Raw genomic sequence first — 17,164 nt, forward strand, 5'->3', positions numbered from 1 at the left:
ATTTTATTCATTGCTCACATTGAAAATTGTCATTTGATGACAACCATTAATTTTCTTTCTCGTAATAGTCTTCAATCATCGAAGCTTTCATTTCATAACCCATGGTGAGGTTACTTTTGCCATCTACGAGGAAGACCTCTTCAGTCACTTTGTTCGAGCTAAAGTCACCTTCTACCCACACTGGGTACTGAACGTTCTGTACCTGAAAGCCTTCAGGGAAAGACACGCGCACAATCTGGTTTGCAGGTGGTGGCGGCATGTGGATACACGCACCCGCCACTGGCACTAAAAGAAACTCTGTTGCAGTCATTCCCTCTGAGAACTCTAGTGGAACGATGAAACCGGGAACTCGTACTTTCTTGCCATCAAACTCTGTCGTGATAGCTTCGGCGTTTGCTTTCATGGTTTGCATATATTCGTCACGCAGCGCGATCATTTCGTCTGCGTCTACACCCTGCTCTTTTAGCGTTTGTTTAAATAATAAAACCTGTTGTTGAGCTTGCTCTTCCTCTGATGCACTCATTGCTATCACACCTTGTAATAGACGCATTTGTTGATCGGTGAGATCCGGCATTTCTACTTTCGTTTCGTGAGACTCTGAGTTCAGGTCTTGCCACTCAAGATTCATCGCTGTTTCAGAAAAAGTAGGAAAAGCAACGGTCGTCAGTGATACCACCGACAGGATAAGAGAAAGCATTTTTTGCATAAGGAACACCTTGAAGAGAGGTGACCTACCCAAATAGGTCACCCATTAAAGCTTAATTTTTGACTGAGTTGTCGAACTGAGTTACAGCGTGTTTTTGTAGACTTTGCCGTCTTTCATGATGACTTTGATGGTATCGATTTCAGGGCTGCGCGGCTCTGCATCAAACCATTTTTCGTTTGCCCCAATCACTGACAAGTCTTCAAGTGGGTTGCCTTCAACAATAATGATATCGGCGTATGCGCCCGCTTCAATCACGCCTAACTTACCCTCTGGGTATGGGTCCATCACGCCAGATAACTTAACGATCTCACCGTTTACCGATGTCATCCCTTTCAAAGTGAAGAAGTTGCCTAACTCTTTACCTGCAAGGAAGATCGTGTGGTCGGTTTGTTTGATACAAGAAACCACGTCACCGACACAGTCTGTGTGGAAACCCCATTTCGGTTGGTACTTGTTTACATTCGAGATGTAGTCTTTGAATGCTTTGGTTGCCGACTCCGCTTTACGCTTAGAGGCTGGGTTCGAGTTAATCGCTTCGATCTGTGTCAGGTAAGGTGAAAACGCGGTCATGTTAGTTGTGATGTAGGCGTCTTTATCTTCCATCTTGTCGGCGATATCGCCATCGAACATGAAACCGTGCTCGATCGTTTTAACACCCGCATCCAAGTTACGCATGATCGCTTTTTTGCTGTAAGCGTGAGACATCACGTAAGAGCCATACGCATCAGCAATTTCAACGGCGGCTTCAATTTCTTCCGCAGACATCGCATTCAGCTGCCAAGGGTCAAATGATGATGCCACACCACCTGATGACATGATCTTAATTTGCGTATTGCCTTGCTTGAAGTTTTGGCGAGCAGCGGCTTTGATTTCTGTAATACCATCGGCATTAAAGCTCACGCTATTTCGAGCCATACTGGTTGATGAGCCAAAGAAGTGTTGGTTAGCCGTGGTTAGGTTACTGAAATCGGCATGCGAACCCGTCGGGCCAATAAATGCGCCTGATGTGTAAAGTCGTGGGCCCGGCAACATGCCAGAATCGATTGTTTTACGTAAGCCAGTATTCAAGCCACCAGCATCACGCCACGTGGTGAAACCTGATTGAAACGCGGCGTTCGCGTTCACTGTCGCTCGCGCGGCTAACTCTTCGATCGTTCGGTTGTTTTCGTGGTCGCTTAGGTTACCGCCGTTAAGCAATAAGTGTCCGTGGCCTTCGATTAAACCTGGCATTAACGTTTTGCCTTCGCCGTCAATCACTACAGCATCACCTGCCTCTAGCGGGCTCGCAGAGATTTGTTTGATAAGATTATCTTCGACTAATACATGATGGTCTTCGTACAATTTGTTTTCAGTACCATTGAATACATCGACGTTAGTAAATAGCGTTGATGCGGCATTTGCAGAAAGAGCAAATGAACACGAAAGAGCAACAACAGAGAGTTTTAAGCCTGCATTTTTCATTTATACACCTTGATTCCGTTTATGAGTGGAGTCCACTTCCCATAACGATTCCGTAACTACTAATGAGTGTCATGAGGTTTCAAAGGTGTTTTTATTGGTCGCGAAACTCGCTAAAAAAAACAACTCATCCACATTCAATAACTTAGTAGTGATATTGCCAGTATTCAAGGTTGATAAATGGCCATTTGGTGACAATAAATAATTCTGCGTGCAGGCTCCTGTTTTTACTTACTGGTTTTAGCTGTGCTCTTTTCGGTACTGTCTTGGCGTCATGTTCATCTGTCGTTTGAACGCTCGGGTAAAGTGGGAAGAATCGGAATAGCCCATTTTCGCACCTACTTGCGTGATCGATAGATCTGACTGCTTAAGCAATTCTAAAACCTGCTCAAGAACCATCTCTTCAATCAAGGTTTTGTAGACCACCCCTTCACTTTCCAATCGACGCTGGATCGTTCTGACATGAATATTCAGAATCTCAGAAGCTAAGCTAATTGGCAGTTTACCCATCGTGAGATAAGGTTTAATAACAAGCTTAAAAGCGCTCAAGAATGAGCTAGGTAAAGGCTTAGTGAGATCTGGTACTTGAGCAATTTTGGGTAAAACAATCGGTGCAAGCATGATATCTTCAGGGATCTCAAAGGCAGTGACCGGCCTATGCGTATAAAACTGAGCACTGCCCATTTGTGGTAGAGATTGAAAGCATTCGAGATCGCCATTCTGAATGCCAACCTCAGACGGCTTCCAACGCCCTTGCGTTAATACTAAAAGTAGCTCGTTGATGAAAATGACAGAGAACAGCTCAGCGAACTTAAACCAAGGCGCGTTAGTAAACGGCTTCTCGCGAACCAACCACCACTTGCCTCCTGATTGCTTGGTATAGACATTCGCACCATTGGATACGAGCTTCAGCTGCTCACCAAATTGGTCTAGCGCGCTTTTCAATGAATCCTGCTGACTTAGCTTAGCCACAAACCTTGGTACATAGGTTTGCTTGCAAAAACTCCACATAAACAGCGAAAACTCTTCTCTCGACGCAGATTCCCCCATAATCTTGACCACGTTCTTAACCGTTGTCTCAGGGAGATAATCGTAATGGTCATTACTGGTGAGAATATCATTAGGGATTTGGGCACTGCGTAGTAAGGTGTAGATTTCACCATCAATATGTTTGAACAGTTCCGCGAACAGCTCGACTTCCTTCTTATCTACCACTGTCATTATCTGAGAGGTATCTGGCATCCTTTCCTCTTAATCTGTTCTTTCAAGCACTCAAATTATCACCTTATTTAAGATAGCAGAACAAACGATGGGTTACCTAGGCCTACTAACCGAATATCTCCGTCAAAATAACGAATAAACAAACGGTTAGTGGCCAAGCTCGTGTTTACTGACTTGGTAGATTACTGAACGGCTAGCTCCCCTCTGCATACCCAGAATGCTCGAACATGGTCATAAATCAGATTAAACACAAACGCGTAAATGGTAATAAAAATGGTCACGCCGATGTCCATCAAAAATGCTTGCCATAACCCCACGTTAAGTAAGTATGCCATCACAGGGATTGTCGCGATCAACAAGCCAGCCTCAAATAGCACGACATGAAAAACACGTAATTTGAGCGAACGCTTTGATTTTTCACCCGTGAAATAACGATCAAAAATACGGTTAAAACAGTAGTTCCAAATCATCGCGATAGTCGCAACAACTATCATGGTTCCTGATAAGGCATTCACATCGTGATCAGTAAATATCGCTAAACCTATAATTGACAGTGTGACGGCCAATACTTCAAACAACACCGAGTGGAAAACTCTCTCTAACGTACTCATACATTCCTATAGCAATTTATAACATGGTGGACTTACCGAAATTATGTCACCGAAAACAATAAGAGAAAGTTAACAGCCATCACGTTTAGTGATAGCTTAAGTATAAGTACCCCATTTTGTATTGAGCGAGAGATAACATGTACAGTTTTGAGCAACTAAAAGTCTTCGTCACGGTGTGTGAAAGTGGCTCTTTCTCTGCCGCCGCTCGCAAACTGAAACGAGCTCAGTCTGGGGTAAGCCAATCGATAGCCAACCTCGAAATTGCCATTGACCAAGAGCTGTTTAACCGAGAGAAAAACATCCCCGTTTTAACCAGCAAAGGTAAAGCGTTATTGCCTGTGGCTAAGTCCATTCTTGACCAGCAAAAGTACTTCGATCAAAAAGTAGAATCGCTGACCCAAGAAGATGAGCACGAACTGATCATTGCGGTTGATGAAAGCATCATAGATAAGAACTTTATTAAGATAATCAGCTCACTCGCCGATCAATTTCCAATCACACACTTCGATATCATTACCACCTCAACCTTTGATGTTGAAGACCTAGTAAGACGCGGAAAAGCACAGATTGGCATCATCTACGCGGATGGCGAACTGAAGGTCGATATGGATTTCTTTTTGCTGGGCCAAGCGCGTTTCCTAACTGTTAGCTCTGCCACTCACGAACTGAGTCGCATGGCCGTTGTACAAGACTCAGACCTAAAGCGCTATCGCCAATGTGTGCATCGCAGCTCAAAACAACGCGAACTGTGGTTCACCTACGGTATTAGCTCGATGCTTTGGTACGCCAACAACCACAAGACCATTGTTGATCTCGTTGAACAGAACGTGGGTTGGGCTAATGTGCCCGAGATGATGGTGATGGAAGGCATTCAAAAAGGCGATCTTGTGGCGTTGCCTGTCTCACACGAGCATGGTGGTTGGATTACTCCAGTGGGTTGTTTAGTTTCTCGCAGCCACATCAATGGCCCAGTTCTCACCAGCCTTATTGAGCAACTTAAGGGACACTCACTGCAATACAATCAATGGCAGGAAAACTAACCTCCCCTATTCTTCACACATCGTCAATTCAGAGATTCAATATCGGCGCTGGACTCACCACCGCTACCTCATTTCTGCTTATCTTGCCGATAAATATCTTTGTCGTGTGGATAAAACACCCTAGTTGATGTCCAAAAGTGACCTAACTACACTGCGATCCCAACGGGTTTGTCTTTTCAAACAAATTTAGACGGACCCAAATCGCTCTTTAACACCACTGACCCAACTTCAAATCTCTCAGATAAACGCTCTGCCTTGCAGTCGCTTATTCCGGTTTCAAATAGATCACTTTTTGAATATTAATTCGCACCCAGTTTATGAGCGCTCTTTGAGTGCTTTTTTATATCTAAATGAACCTTTTGGAAAATTTGTCGTGAACGTTTTAAGAAATATTTGCCCTGAGAAAATGGGTAAAGAGCGTAACAAACGAGAGTATGATTTACGCGTACTTAATTGTGTCAGTGAAAGCGAATATGAATCGCGTATGGCGGTTTGGAATAGCCTAGCGTTAACTGCTACTCCGTCTGCTTCGGAAACAAAGGGCTTCATCGATGAGTCTTTCAACAAATTACAAAATGACTTAAAAGAGACAAGTCGTGAGTTATCCATTAACTACACCGACTTTATTGCGATGGCACATGAAGAAATCAATTACATCAAGATTTTCGTTGCCGATAAAACCTCGCAATACGGTTGGTACGCAGCCATCGCTCTGATGATCATCGGCACCGTTGCTCTGTGTATTCAGTAAGTTAGGTTCTATCTTCAGCTGAAGATCCCTTGAGCGCTTTCATACGCGCTAACTAGAAAACAAATGACTCGCTTCATTTGTTTTCTAGCCACCACAAACTCACTCTCCCATCAGATTTAGCAAGTCTTGCGTCGCCTTTTTAGGATCTTCGGCGTGACATATCGCAGAGACTAATGCCAACCCATGGATGCCTGTTTGCGTTAACTGAGGAATGTTCGACTCGTTGATTCCACCGATACCCACAATCGGAAGCTTGGTCGTTTCTAACGCCATTTGAATGCCTTCGTAACCCCAGTGTTTCTTGAGGTTTGTCTTGGTCGGTGTCGCAAACAGCGCACTAAGGCCAATGTAATCAATCGGCAAGCTATCGGCTTCTTGCAGCTGCTGCTCCGTCTCAATCGATAACCCAAGAATTTTATCCGCGCCAATCAGCTTGCGTGCTAACTCTGCAGGCATATCCGATTGCCCCAGATGCAAACCATCGGCGTCGACAGTCAATGCAACGTCCACTCGGTCATTGATGATCAGCGGAACACCGGAGCCAGCTAAAATCGACTTAACCGCTTGTGCTCGTTCAATGAAGGCTCTTACGTCCCCATGTTTTTCTCTTACTTGGACCATAGTAACGCCACCCGCAACCGCTTGTTCAACCACGAACTTAAGCGTTTCTAAATCTTGTTGGTCATCCGTTACTAAATAGAGCTTATAAGGGTTCATTTCGTACCTTTGGAGTCGATGTCTAAAATTGGCGTTGCACCATTTTACCGACAAATCGCATCATGTGCATGGAAGTTAATACTAAATTAGCTCAATGACATACGCGCCATCAAATACGCAACTCGTTGAAAGCATGCCGAAAAACCTGAATTTTTTAACTAAAGCGTTACTTATTACACAAAGAATTCACTTCAAGCATGCCCAGAACGCTGTTTTATGAAATACTCCACAGTGAAGGAATCAGGTAAATATAGGGATAGTTATGCGCCACCTTTCTATAGCGCTCAAGATCAAGCTGGGTTATGCCATCTGCTTGCTCTTTTTCGTCATTTCAGGCCTTGTGAGTTACAAAGGTATTCAAACCTTGTCGAACGGCTTTAGCCAGTACAGTGAACTCAGCCACAAGGCGACATTGTCAGGCAACATTCAAGTGCACTTTCTTCAGATGCGTTTAGCTTCTGAACGTTACTTAGAGTCATTGGATGATCAATACGAAGCGAATTATCAATCGAGCAAACTTGCGATTGATGAACTGCTGAACAACTTAATCCAAACCACCACCAATACTGATAGCTTGTCGAGCCTGAAATTAGTGCAAGACAGCGTCGCAGCGTTTGATGCGGCTTATGGTTCAATGAAACAGAGCCAACTGCTCATTGACCAGTTAGTGAACGTGGAAATGGTCACACGAGAAACCAACGCACTGAAAGCTGCTCAGAGCTTGTTGTATGAGTCTTACAACAACAACGATCCAAACGCGAGCTTATATGCGGGCATGTTGATGGAGAACTTCCTCGCCGCCAAGATCACAGTGCTGAGTTACTCAAACAACAACGACCTCAAAAACTATGAAGCTGGTAAAGACATTTTTGAATATGCTCTGCCAGGTATAGAAGGCGATATTGAATCTCTTAAATCATCTCCTTATCAAAGTGAATTGATTGAAGATTTCTCTAACCAACGGGAAGCGTACGCGAAAGGCTTTGAGCAAGTTCACCAACAGATGATTGAGAACACGCAAAGAACCGCTACCCTCGCCTCTATTGGTGACAGCTTAGCGATTTCGGTAGCTGATGCTCAGAGCATTCTAGAACAACAGAAACAAGCATTAACACCAGAACTGCAAGCCAGCGAAAAGCGCTCGATTCAAATCATCATATTGCTGACGGGTGTGGCTTTAGTTATTGGCATGACGAGCGCCGTGTTGGTGACTCGCTCTATTACTAAAGGCATCGCACAAGTTAAACAGATCACCAACGAGCTTTCTCAGGGCAACCTGAATGTGGAAGTGAACATTGAGAGCAAAAATGAGATTGGCGAACTGCTGACTAATATGGAGATCACCATTGAATCTCTGCGCGATATTGTTGGCCAAGTGAACCGTTCTAGCGTGCGTATTGGTGAGATGTCGGAGTCACTCAATCAAGTGACCAATAACAGCTCGACCAACGCAACACAATTGAACAGTGAAATGATCAATATCTCTTCTGCCGTTGATCAATTAGCTTCCAGCACATCAGAAATTGCGGCAAGTGCTAACCACGCGTCTCAAGTTGCCAACCAAGCCACCGAGAATGTGGCGATGGGACTGAAAGAAGTAGATAAGACACTGCATGAAATTGGTAGCGCCGATGAAAGCATGCAGGTAAGCAGCCAAAAAGTGACCGACCTACATAAAGAGTCGATGAACATTGGTGCCATTCTTGAAGTAATCAAAGGCGTTTCTGAGCAGACCAACCTGTTGGCATTGAATGCGGCTATTGAAGCTGCGCGCGCAGGTGAACAAGGTCGCGGATTTGCAGTAGTAGCCGATGAAGTAAGAACGCTCGCTAAACGTACCCAAGACTCTGCTAGCCAGATTGATGAGCTCATCACCTCACTACAACGTGGCGCTAAAGATGCGTTAGAGTCTATCAAAGAGAGCCACAGCACGGTTTCAGACGCTTCAACGCAGGCGCAGCAAGCTTCTCAGAATTTACATGTGATTAATCAACACATCCAAGACCTGAACCAAGCCAACAGCCAAATCGCAGTGTCAGTTGATGAGCAGGATCGTCTCACTAAATCACTTGGTGAGAACGCGCAAGGTGCAAACACCATCGCGCAAAGTAACCAAGAATCAGTCAGCAGCATTTCAGGTGCAGCCAGCGACTTAACTGAGGTTGCTCACCACCTAGAGAGCCAAGTGAATCGATTTAGAACCTAGCCAGCCAGTCTATACACAGCTGGCACAGTTCCAAAGCAATAATAAAAAGCCCCCAGCACATAAGTGTCGGGGGCTTTTCTTTATCTAAAGAGATTTAAGTTAGGCTTGTGGCTTAGAGTTCGGTTAACCCTACTGAATCTTCAATCGTTGAATCAGAGTCTCTTCATCTAACTGGTACAACTCATCAAGCAAGTTCATTTGCAGGCCACCCGGGCCGCGTGAGTTTTCAGCTGCGATTTCACCAACCACACCTAATACCGCTGCTGCCGCCAAACCACTGTCATCACCAATAGCAGCAAATGCGCCCGTCAATGCTGTTAAAGTACAGCCCATGCCTGTCACATACGGCATCATTGGATGACCATTGTTTAACGTCACAACACTGTCTTTGGTGACAACGTAATCCGTCTCACCAGAAATCACCACATTTGCGCCATATTCAGCCACTAAGCATTGCGCTGCGCCTAATGAAGCATCACTGCTATCTAGTGCATCAACGCCTTTGCTCTGTGCTTGCTCACCCGCTAACGCGATAATCTCAGACGCGTTACCACGAATGATCAACTTATCCGCTAAACGTGCGATTTCACGAGAAGTCTCAGTTCGCAGCGTACTTGCACCACAACCCACAGGGTCAAGAACCACCACCTTGTTGTTCGCGTTCGCTTGCTCAACAGCAAAACACATTCTTGGCGTCCAAACACTGTCTAACGTGCCAATGTTAATCACAAGCGCGCCAGAGAAAGACATCATCTCAGCCAGTTCTTGCTGCGAGTGCGCCATGATAGGCGAAGCGCCAATCGCCAATAACGCATTGGCCGTATTGTTCATCACGACGTAGTTGGTGATGTTCACCACCAGTGGCTTTTGCTCTCGTACTGCGCGCAACGATTGGATAATTTGTTCAGTTAGCATGGATAAATCCTTATTCGTGAAAGTCGCTCTAAGCCGCTGTTGAGTCATTAAGTGCATTCAGACCTTGCTGCCAAAAAGCCACTTCCATACGCGTTGCGGTTTTGAAAATATGAACGATGTTCTGACCGCGCTCGCTGTTGATATCAATTTCAGCAAGCAGTTGATTGAAGTATTCCGCGCCCGTTGCTACGCCAGACTGGAACTCTTCACCGCCGTAAAGCTGTAGCCAGCTTGCGTATGGGTTGCCTTCCAAAACAGTATCACTGCTTTCTAACAGCGCTTTACCGATCACAGCGTAACCAATTGAACACGGAGCCAGTGCCGCATATAAGTCGACGAGATCACCCGTCATACCCGCATCTAAAACATAGCGCGTGTAAGCAACTGTACCGAAATCTTCCGGTTCGTTTTCTAGGTCAGATTCGGTTAAACCCCACTGACCACAGTAAGTCACGTGGTGAGAGATTTCAGAATCTAGCAGAGCATGAACACTTGGCAGTGCACGACGCATATCAGCCAGTGTTTTTGCCTTGTAAATCGCCAACGCATAAGCGCGAGCGTACTGCTTCAAGAACAGAAAATCTTGCTTCAAATAATGCATAAAACACGGCTGAGCAAGAGTGCCGTTTGCCAGCGTTTTAACAAAAGCGTGCTCAGTGTACTCTTGCCAATCTTGTTGACAGGCTTGGATTAAGTCTTGGTATTTCATAAGATTCCTTAGTCAAAAGTCGGTACGTAGTCAGCGGCTTTTGGTAGTGATTTGATGATGCCTTTGTCGAACATGAACTGTGCGTAATCGTCGTAACGTTTTAGATCAACCGCTGAAGGGCGAAGTGCAAAACGAGTCAGCGTGTCATTCCATGCGCGTTGGTTAAGTTCGTTGTTCAACGTATCTGGTGAATACGCAACAAACTCGCTCCATGACTCTTGTGGGTGGTTCACGATGTAAGTGGTCGCTTGCTCTAATGCTTTGTTGAACGCTTTGATCGCTTCATCATCGTGCTGCTTTGCGTTCGCAACAAAGATCAGCTCATCGTAAGCTGGCACACCGTGCTCTTCTGGGAAGAACGCTTTTGCTTTAAAGCCTTCAAGGGCTAATTGGTTAGTTTCGAAGTTACGTAAACCACCCCAGATTGCATCTACCTTGCCCGATGCCAATGAAGATGAAAGTGCCCAACCCACATTGATGGTTTGCACGTCGGTAAACGCAACATTTTCTTGCGCTAACATGGTGCCAATTGTTGCTTCTTCGTTTCCTGCGATCGCAATACCGATCTTCTTGCCTTTCAGATCCGCTAACGAATCGTTCTTGCCATTATCCAGTACCATTAGTGTGTTCAGTGGCGTAGCGATAAGGGTTGATGCACGAACCAAAGGAAGACCCGCTGCCACATCCATAGTTAAACTTGGTTGGTAAGTTACCGCTAAATCGACCTTACCTGCTGCGACCAGTTTCGCTGGCGTGCTTGGGTCTGCTGGTTCTTGGATTTCAACCTCTAGGCCTTGGTCAGCAAAGTAGCCACGCTCTTGAGCGATCACAATCGGGCCGTGGTTCGGGTTCACAAACCAATCCAACATCAATGTCAGTTTCTTTTGTTCAGAGTCCGCTAGAGCATGACCTGAAACTAACGAAGCAAGCAGTGCCACTGCACCTATCAATTTTGTATTTTTCACGGTTAACCTTTCCTTTTGAATATTATTATTGTGTTGAGCGAAGCCATCATTGGTTTTCCCAAGGGATAGCTTTTTTGAGTAATTTATCTGTAACGAAGTAGAGCGAGATAGACAGCACCGCCAAGATGAACAAGGCAGCAAACATCTCATCTATGATCATGCGTGCGTTGGCCTGTAGCATTAGGTAACCCAGCCCTTCACTCGAACCCACCCACTCCCCGACGACCGCGCCAATTGGGGCAATAACCACCGCTACACGAATGCCAGACGCCAGTGTTGGCAGCGCAGCAGGCAGTTGGATATAACGCAACAATTGCCATTTCGATGCACCCATGGTCTTAGCAAGATCAAGATAGCCCGTCGGAGTATTTCGCAGGCCGTCGTAGCAACAGGTAGTTACAGGGAAGAAGATAATGATCGCCGCCATCACCACTTTTGAGGCGATGCCATAGCCAAGCCACAACATCAATACTGGAGCAATCGCAAACACAGGAATCGCTTGGCTAGCGATTAAGATAGGTAACAGCCAGCGTTTTAGTGGTTCGAACATCAACATCTGCAGGGCGAAAAATAGCCCCATCGACAAACCGAGTAGCAAGCCAAGTAAGATCTCTTGCGCAGTCACCCAAGTGTGTTTGAGTAACACATCGTAACGTTCAATCAACTTTAAAAAGACTTCTGCCGGAGCGGGAAGAATGAAGCTCGGCATCTCGAAGATAACGACCACCATTTGCCATAAACCGAGAATCACAGCACTGCTGATAAGCAAACGCATAACGGGATTCATCTGGCGAGGAAGTTCAGTGCTAACCTGTATGTCGGTTGAACGAGCCACAGTTTCGCTCCGCGTTAGATCATTCATAATCACGCTCCAACTGATCTAAGATCGCTTGTTGTAACTCAGCGCATTCACCGTCTAACACTCGTGGTGTTGATGTGAGAGGCACAGATAAAAACTGAGCATTCGCAGGTGTGCCTTGCAACACATACAAATTATCCGCCAAGCGCACCGCTTCTTGTGGATCATGAGTAATCAACACAACGGTTTTATCTCTTAACAGTTCACACGCTAAACTTTGCAGCTTGTGTCTTGTTACCGCATCCAGCGCAGAGAAAGGCTCGTCCATCAGTACCACTGGTTTGTCTTGCATTAAAGTGCGAGCCAAAGCAACACGCTGACGCATACCGCCAGACAATTGATTTGGCATAGTAGACGCGTGATCAGCCAAACCAACCGCAGCGAGCAACTCTAGTGCTTGATTGGTTTGTAGTGCTTTATCAGAAGCTGGATTTTGAAAACGATGACTTAGGCAAACATTGTCGATAACCGACAACCATGGCAGTAACAAATCTTGCTGTGCCATGTATGCGATACGATCAGTTAGAGGCAGTTCATCAGACGTTGCCAATGTACCCTGCCACTCCACCTTGTCTTCCAACAAACCTGCCAAATAACACAATACCGTCGTTTTCCCACAACCACTGCGTCCAAGTAGCACTGTCCACTTACCTGCGCTTAAGTTAAGTGACAGCCCCGACAGGGTCGCGTGCTCGCTATCTCGGTAACGCAACGTCGCATTGCTAAGTTGAACGCCAACCGTATTAACGGACATTACCGTGCCCAGCGAAAAAGTGATTTACTGGGCCATGACCTTGACCGACTTTCAACTCGTCAGCATGGGCAATCGCGCGTGAAATGTATTGTTTACCCAGGTCTACAGCCTCTGGGAGCGTGTTGCCTTGAGCCAAGAAAGAAGCAATAGCAGAAGAGAGCGTGCAGCCCGTGCCATGAGTGTTTTTGGTAGGAAAACGCTTCGCGCTAATCACAGCAGATGCAGTTGGTAGAATCAGTAAGTCATTGCTGTTTTCATCTTTCTCTAGATGACCACCTTTTAGCAGAACGGCTTTAGCACCTAAAGCGCGCAGATCTTCAATCATGTCCTGCATTTCGGCTTCGCTTTCAGGTACCGGCTTGCCTGTTAACGCCGCGCCTTCAGGTAAGTTAGGGGTAATAATGTCGGCGAGCGGAATCAGCTCTTGTTTTAGCGTAGTGATAGCAGAGTTTTCTAGAAGAAGGTCGCCGCTTGTCGCGACCATTACAGGGTCAATTACCAAGTGTTTTGGTTGGTATTGTTTGATTTTGTCTGCAACGACTTTGATGATTTGCGAATCCGCCAACATGCCGACTTTTACCGCCACGATATTCAAATCGGTAAACACTGCATCTAACTGACTAGCGACATGCTCTAGTGGGATTGGAAATATAGCGGACACGCCTTGGGTGTTCTGAGATGTAATCGCGGTAATTACCGAACAAGCGAAGCTACCCGTTGCAGACATGGCTTTAATATCAGCTTGAATGCCCGCGCCACCACCACTGTCAGAACCCGCAATGGTCAAAACAATCGGAGTATTGATCGAAGAAGATTGGTTTTCTGGTGTTTGAGTGCTGTTAGGTGATACTTGAGAATTGGAATGCTGTGTCATGGTCGCTCCTACTGTCTAAAAGACGTAAAAGAACCGAACTTTGGCCGCAAAGAGAGTGTGGAGGTGAAAGCAATGAGAGATCATTGTTGAACCACGTAGGCAAAGTAATCATAGTTCCCTACGCCAGTGTTAACTGAATCAGGTTCAACGGGTCTCGAATAACGATCTCAGCAAACACCAACTAAGGTATATGCCCCCCGACTATTGATAACGATAGTAACAGCACTCTCGCAACTGAGATACTCATTTTATTCAATTATAAGAATCACGCATGAATTTAATTCAATTAATCCCGTTTTAACAAATACTTATAATGGCTTTTTAGTTGGCTGAGATTGGATGAATAAACACATCACTATCAAGAACATACCTAGCCATCCAACCAATGGAATAAGCTCACCCACAATACACACGGCCAACACGGCGGCAACGACTGGCTCAAGTAAGGTAATCAAGTTGGCGCTACTCGCTGTGACATGGCGTAGCCCAAAACTGAAAGCGATATAGCCTAAACATTGAGGAAGTAACACCAAGTAACTCACCACCAATATATTGGTATTCGATGCGAACAAGTTATCCCCCGTAAACCAAAGCGTTGGCAGTAGCAACATCGCTCCTAGCCCAAATATGCTGCCCATCGCTGCTTGCGACTTAATGCCTTCGTCTATCAGAGCTTTTGTCGCCCATGAATAAATGGCGTAACACAACCCAGCAATCAACCCTAATCCAATGCCCAAAAGCTTCAGATCGTCACCAGAATCATTCGCTGATGATGATTCTGAAAATACCAGTAGCCCAATACCAACCACGCCAATGGCAAAGCTCGTTAACCAACGTTTGTTGATATTATTCTTTTTGCTAATAAGACACTCTAAAAGTGCAGAAAAGAAAGGAGCAGTAGCTATCGACACCACTGTGCCCATTGCGACACCCGATAACTTCATCGAAGAGTAAAAAGCCAGAGGATAGATCGCCAAAGCCAGCGCACTCGCCGCTAAAAACTTTTTGTTGAGCAAAAGCTTATCAAGTGAAGATAAGATCTTTCGATACGCCAAGACTGCTTGCATTAAGCCGCCGACGCCCATTGAAAAAGCACCAATCGCTAATGGGCTTAGATCAGGCGCAAAACTTGCGGCGGTGCCTGTCGTGCCCCATAAAATAGAAGCAAACAAGATGGCTAAAGTGCCCGTTTGGAATTCGTTAACGCGATTGATGGCAAGATTCATTTCTATTACCCAATTTTCAGTTCTGAAATAGATAATAGTGAAGATTGATAAAAGTTAGTTTGCCGAAAGGACGCTATTGTTGTTTCTAAAGACTGTCTTTCATTGAGCCTAGAAACGCCCTTGGAGACATGCCAAAGTGCTGAGAGAAGCGACGACTGAAAGCAGACACATCACTATAGCCCACATTTTCAGCAATCAATTGAACCGGTAAATCGGTATGAGTTAACAAGGCTTGGGCTTTCTCCATACGATAGCGAGTGATGTATTTAAGCGCACTGATACCCAGACATTCTTTGAAGCGTTTTTTGAATTGAGTGGGGCTCAAACAAGCCGTTTCTGCAAGTTGCGAAATGGATAATGGTTGTGTGTAATTATCCGCTATCAGCCTTTGTACAGCGCGGATTCTTGGGTCGATGCTCTTGCTCACTTGTTGTTGCTCTAACAGCAGTGAAAACACATCCAAGATGGATGACTCAATACCGCTATCGACCTGATATTCCAGCTGCTTCTCAACAAACAACAAGAAGCTCATCAAAGGTGGCGTTATCGTGAAAACCGAGAGCTCGTGCTCTAACAAATGCAGAGGCAACACAGCCATATCCGCGACAATAAACCGCGCTGCTTCGTCCGCTTTAAACGCATGTGCTGTGGTTACCGGAATCACCACACATTCGCCCACCGCCACTTTACCGACATACCCCACCATTTCGATATTAATACTGCCTTGGATCGGCAATACCAGTTGATGATGGTCATCATGAGCATGGGTATTAAATTGCTTGGTGTAAGATCGAATGCTTAAGCTAGATTTCATGAGCAACGCCGGAGTACATTTCGCTAGGTTAAAGTAAGAGATACAAAGTTACATTATCACTTCCCTAGAGTCACACTCAATGATCATCAAATTCATGCTAACTAGGTGACATGATCAAAAACGGCCTCTAAATGAGAGGCCGTTTTTATTCGAATGCTTAATCACGTCAAAGATTTAAAACGATACTTGGTTATCCTGACCAACCACTACCTGAACACTATTTTGAACTTCATAAATGTCAAAACCATCAGCAACCGGATCAGCATTGTCTTCATCACTGTCGTGTTGCGCGGTACAGGTATAACCCAATGAGTAAGTACCTGGATCAATAAATCCCAGAGAGAACTCATAGTTAGTCTGTGCTTCATTCATTGCCACTGATGCTGAAGTAATCGGCTTCACCTCATCGGAACCGCCAATAGGCGCCATGTCAGCTTTGTCGACATTACCTTCATACAAGTACACCGACTGAACATAAGTATTATCATTTGTAGGGTTACAAGCTTCAAAAGTGGTACTCGAAACAGTACCTTCAATGTTTCCTGTCTCAACCGTATTGATAAGGCTTACAGACGTTCTTTGAATAGTGTAATCAGGGAAAGTCGAACTGTTCTTTAGGCCACGTCGAAGATCGAACTCGACAACAAAATCGTTACTCTGTTGGTTCACATTAAATGAATCATTAAAGTAAAGCACGCCAGCGTTATCTTCTTTACCAACACCTTGCGGGCACGCGCCATTACCTTTCACCGTTAACTCACGAATCGAGTCATCGTTTTCTACAACATAAGATGGATGTGTCGGGTGATCGCCATCATTCGCAAACACACATAGTTTATAGCTACCTACTGGAACTACCTCGTTTTCAATCAAAGGAAGTGCATCGCTTCCTTGGTAATCCAATAAATTGACACTTAATGGAATAGGATCTTCACCGTCTGGCAACGGGTCGCCATTTTCATCAACGTAATCACCGTTTTCGTCCGTTTTATACACGTCATACACTAGCGTTGTACCTCCCTGAATCGGAAGTAAAGCTACCTTGCTGAATGTCACCGTCACATCTTTAACATCATCGACGGGCGCATCACTCACACTCAAGGTAATGGGTGTCGTACTGCTTGATGATCCTGAGTCTCCGCCACAACCAACAAGCCCGGCCAACACAAGGCTAGCTAAAGCCGTTTCCTTTAAATATTTCATAACTCATTTCCTATAAAATCACTGCTCAATAAAGGGCTTATTTGAGTGCCCTCTTATTCTTTTTCTTGTTGTGACCCATAAATAAACAGCGCTATTGTTTGATGATCCCTACTATTCAGGGCATTCCTCATCCAA

17 protein-coding genes and 1 riboswitch are annotated in these 17,164 nt (G+C 45.2%); of the genes, 3 read left to right on the forward strand and 14 right to left on the reverse strand.

Features of this window, described 5'->3' with window-relative positions; translation table 11 throughout:
• Positions 1-46: 46 nt before the first annotated feature.
• The 4 genes from AB4138_RS10260 to AB4138_RS10275 all read right to left on the reverse strand — a co-directional run bounded on the left by AB4138_RS10260 (position 47) and on the right by AB4138_RS10275 (position 3,996).
• On the reverse strand, positions 47-706 hold the full coding sequence (locus tag AB4138_RS10260) for a DUF3299 domain-containing protein (protein WP_017077484.1): 660 nt from the start codon (positions 704-706) through the stop codon (positions 47-49).
• Positions 707-787: 81 nt separating this feature from the next.
• Positions 788-2,167, reverse strand: a complete 1,380-nt coding sequence (locus tag AB4138_RS10265; protein WP_372305899.1) for an amidohydrolase family protein — start codon at positions 2,165-2,167, stop codon at positions 788-790.
• 237 nt (positions 2,168-2,404) lie between these two features.
• Complete coding sequence (locus tag AB4138_RS10270; RefSeq protein WP_102456572.1) at positions 2,405-3,385, reverse strand: AraC family transcriptional regulator; 981 nt, start codon at positions 3,383-3,385, stop codon at positions 2,405-2,407.
• A gap of 182 nt (positions 3,386-3,567) precedes the next feature.
• Entirely contained in the window at positions 3,568-3,996 is a 429-nt protein-coding gene (locus tag AB4138_RS10275) for a PACE efflux transporter (protein WP_372133600.1), read from the reverse strand.
• 137 nt (positions 3,997-4,133) lie between these two features.
• On the opposite strand from AB4138_RS10275, the gene AB4138_RS10280 reads away from it, so the two are divergent.
• On the forward strand, positions 4,134-5,036 hold the full coding sequence (locus AB4138_RS10280) for a LysR family transcriptional regulator (RefSeq protein ID WP_372305902.1): 903 nt from the start codon (positions 4,134-4,136) through the stop codon (positions 5,034-5,036).
• A 406-nt stretch (positions 5,037-5,442) separates the two neighbouring features.
• Positions 5,443-5,787, forward strand: coding sequence for a thiamine-phosphate diphosphorylase (locus AB4138_RS10285; protein ID WP_372133634.1), 345 nt, complete (start codon positions 5,443-5,445; stop codon positions 5,785-5,787).
• Positions 5,788-5,886: 99 nt separating this feature from the next.
• Here the strand turns inward: AB4138_RS10285 and thiE are convergent, their stop codons facing one another.
• Positions 5,887-6,504: a thiamine phosphate synthase gene (gene thiE / locus AB4138_RS10290; RefSeq protein WP_372305905.1), complete on the reverse strand. Its 618-nt coding sequence runs from the start codon at positions 6,502-6,504 to the stop codon at positions 5,887-5,889.
• Between the two features lie 262 nt (positions 6,505-6,766).
• On the opposite strand from thiE, the gene AB4138_RS10295 reads away from it, so the two are divergent.
• Positions 6,767-8,710, forward strand: a complete 1,944-nt coding sequence (locus AB4138_RS10295; RefSeq protein WP_372305908.1) for a methyl-accepting chemotaxis protein — start codon at positions 6,767-6,769, stop codon at positions 8,708-8,710.
• A gap of 129 nt (positions 8,711-8,839) precedes the next feature.
• On the opposite strand, the gene thiM is transcribed toward AB4138_RS10295, so the two are convergent.
• The 9 genes from thiM to AB4138_RS10340 all read right to left on the reverse strand — a co-directional run bounded on the left by thiM (position 8,840) and on the right by AB4138_RS10340 (position 17,029).
• Positions 8,840-9,625 (reverse strand): hydroxyethylthiazole kinase, encoded by a 786-nt coding sequence (gene thiM, locus AB4138_RS10300; protein ID WP_372305911.1) that lies wholly within the window; start codon positions 9,623-9,625, stop codon positions 8,840-8,842.
• A 28-nt stretch (positions 9,626-9,653) separates the two neighbouring features.
• Entirely contained in the window at positions 9,654-10,334 is a 681-nt protein-coding gene (tenA, locus tag AB4138_RS10305; protein ID WP_372305914.1) for a thiaminase II, read from the reverse strand.
• Between the two features lie 8 nt (positions 10,335-10,342).
• Entirely contained in the window at positions 10,343-11,299 is a 957-nt protein-coding gene (locus AB4138_RS10310) for an ABC transporter substrate-binding protein (protein WP_017086372.1), read from the reverse strand.
• Between the two features lie 46 nt (positions 11,300-11,345).
• Complete coding sequence (locus AB4138_RS10315) at positions 11,346-12,161, reverse strand: ABC transporter permease (protein WP_050646627.1); 816 nt, start codon at positions 12,159-12,161, stop codon at positions 11,346-11,348.
• Complete coding sequence (locus AB4138_RS10320; RefSeq protein ID WP_372305917.1) at positions 12,154-12,912, reverse strand: ABC transporter ATP-binding protein; 759 nt, start codon at positions 12,910-12,912, stop codon at positions 12,154-12,156. The genes AB4138_RS10315 and AB4138_RS10320 overlap by 8 nt, the downstream gene beginning before the upstream one ends.
• A complete protein-coding gene (thiD, locus tag AB4138_RS10325; RefSeq protein WP_372305920.1) occupies positions 12,902-13,786 on the reverse strand; it encodes a bifunctional hydroxymethylpyrimidine kinase/phosphomethylpyrimidine kinase in 885 nt (294 codons plus the stop codon). The genes AB4138_RS10320 and thiD overlap by 11 nt, the downstream gene beginning before the upstream one ends.
• A gap of 98 nt (positions 13,787-13,884) precedes the next feature.
• A riboswitch (TPP riboswitch) is annotated at positions 13,885-13,996 on the reverse strand.
• Between the two features lie 98 nt (positions 13,997-14,094).
• On the reverse strand, positions 14,095-15,012 hold the full coding sequence (locus AB4138_RS10330) for a DMT family transporter (RefSeq protein ID WP_372305922.1): 918 nt from the start codon (positions 15,010-15,012) through the stop codon (positions 14,095-14,097).
• Positions 15,013-15,097: 85 nt separating this feature from the next.
• A complete protein-coding gene (locus AB4138_RS10335) occupies positions 15,098-15,826 on the reverse strand; it encodes a helix-turn-helix domain-containing protein (protein WP_372305925.1) in 729 nt (242 codons plus the stop codon).
• Positions 15,827-16,000: 174 nt separating this feature from the next.
• A complete protein-coding gene (locus AB4138_RS10340; RefSeq protein ID WP_136974469.1) occupies positions 16,001-17,029 on the reverse strand; it encodes a DUF4382 domain-containing protein in 1,029 nt (342 codons plus the stop codon).
• Between the last annotated feature and the right edge of the window lie 135 nt (positions 17,030-17,164).

The sequence above is a fragment of the Vibrio sp. 10N.286.52.C3 genome (assembly GCF_041468865.1).
Classification (GTDB): Bacteria; Pseudomonadota; Gammaproteobacteria; order Enterobacterales; family Vibrionaceae; genus Vibrio; species Vibrio crassostreae_C.

What these genes read in the sequence shown, in the direction of transcription:
- AB4138_RS10260 (WP_017077484.1), bottom strand. Translation starts at nt 706, where the DNA reads ATGCAAAAAATGCTTTCTCTTATCCTGTCGGTGGTATCACTGACGACC.
- AB4138_RS10265 (WP_372305899.1), bottom strand. Translation starts at nt 2,167, where the DNA reads ATGAAAAATGCAGGCTTAAAACTCTCTGTTGTTGCTCTTTCGTGTTCA.
- AB4138_RS10270 (WP_102456572.1), bottom strand. Translation starts at nt 3,385, where the DNA reads ATGACAGTGGTAGATAAGAAGGAAGTCGAGCTGTTCGCGGAACTGTTC.
- AB4138_RS10275 (WP_372133600.1), bottom strand. Translation starts at nt 3,996, where the DNA reads ATGAGTACGTTAGAGAGAGTTTTCCACTCGGTGTTGTTTGAAGTATTG.
- AB4138_RS10280 (WP_372305902.1), top strand. Translation starts at nt 4,134, where the DNA reads ATGTACAGTTTTGAGCAACTAAAAGTCTTCGTCACGGTGTGTGAAAGT.
- AB4138_RS10285 (WP_372133634.1), top strand. Translation starts at nt 5,443, where the DNA reads ATGGGTAAAGAGCGTAACAAACGAGAGTATGATTTACGCGTACTTAAT.
- thiE (WP_372305905.1), bottom strand. Translation starts at nt 6,504, where the DNA reads ATGAACCCTTATAAGCTCTATTTAGTAACGGATGACCAACAAGATTTA.
- AB4138_RS10295 (WP_372305908.1), top strand. Translation starts at nt 6,767, where the DNA reads ATGCGCCACCTTTCTATAGCGCTCAAGATCAAGCTGGGTTATGCCATC.
- thiM (WP_372305911.1), bottom strand. Translation starts at nt 9,625, where the DNA reads ATGCTAACTGAACAAATTATCCAATCGTTGCGCGCAGTACGAGAGCAA.
- tenA (WP_372305914.1), bottom strand. Translation starts at nt 10,334, where the DNA reads ATGAAATACCAAGACTTAATCCAAGCCTGTCAACAAGATTGGCAAGAG.
- AB4138_RS10315 (WP_050646627.1), bottom strand. Translation starts at nt 12,161, where the DNA reads ATGAATGATCTAACGCGGAGCGAAACTGTGGCTCGTTCAACCGACATA.
- AB4138_RS10320 (WP_372305917.1), bottom strand. Translation starts at nt 12,912, where the DNA reads ATGTCCGTTAATACGGTTGGCGTTCAACTTAGCAATGCGACGTTGCGT.
- thiD (WP_372305920.1), bottom strand. Translation starts at nt 13,786, where the DNA reads ATGACACAGCATTCCAATTCTCAAGTATCACCTAACAGCACTCAAACA.
- AB4138_RS10330 (WP_372305922.1), bottom strand. Translation starts at nt 15,012, where the DNA reads ATGAATCTTGCCATCAATCGCGTTAACGAATTCCAAACGGGCACTTTA.
- AB4138_RS10335 (WP_372305925.1), bottom strand. Translation starts at nt 15,826, where the DNA reads ATGAAATCTAGCTTAAGCATTCGATCTTACACCAAGCAATTTAATACC.
- AB4138_RS10340 (WP_136974469.1), bottom strand. Translation starts at nt 17,029, where the DNA reads ATGAAATATTTAAAGGAAACGGCTTTAGCTAGCCTTGTGTTGGCCGGG.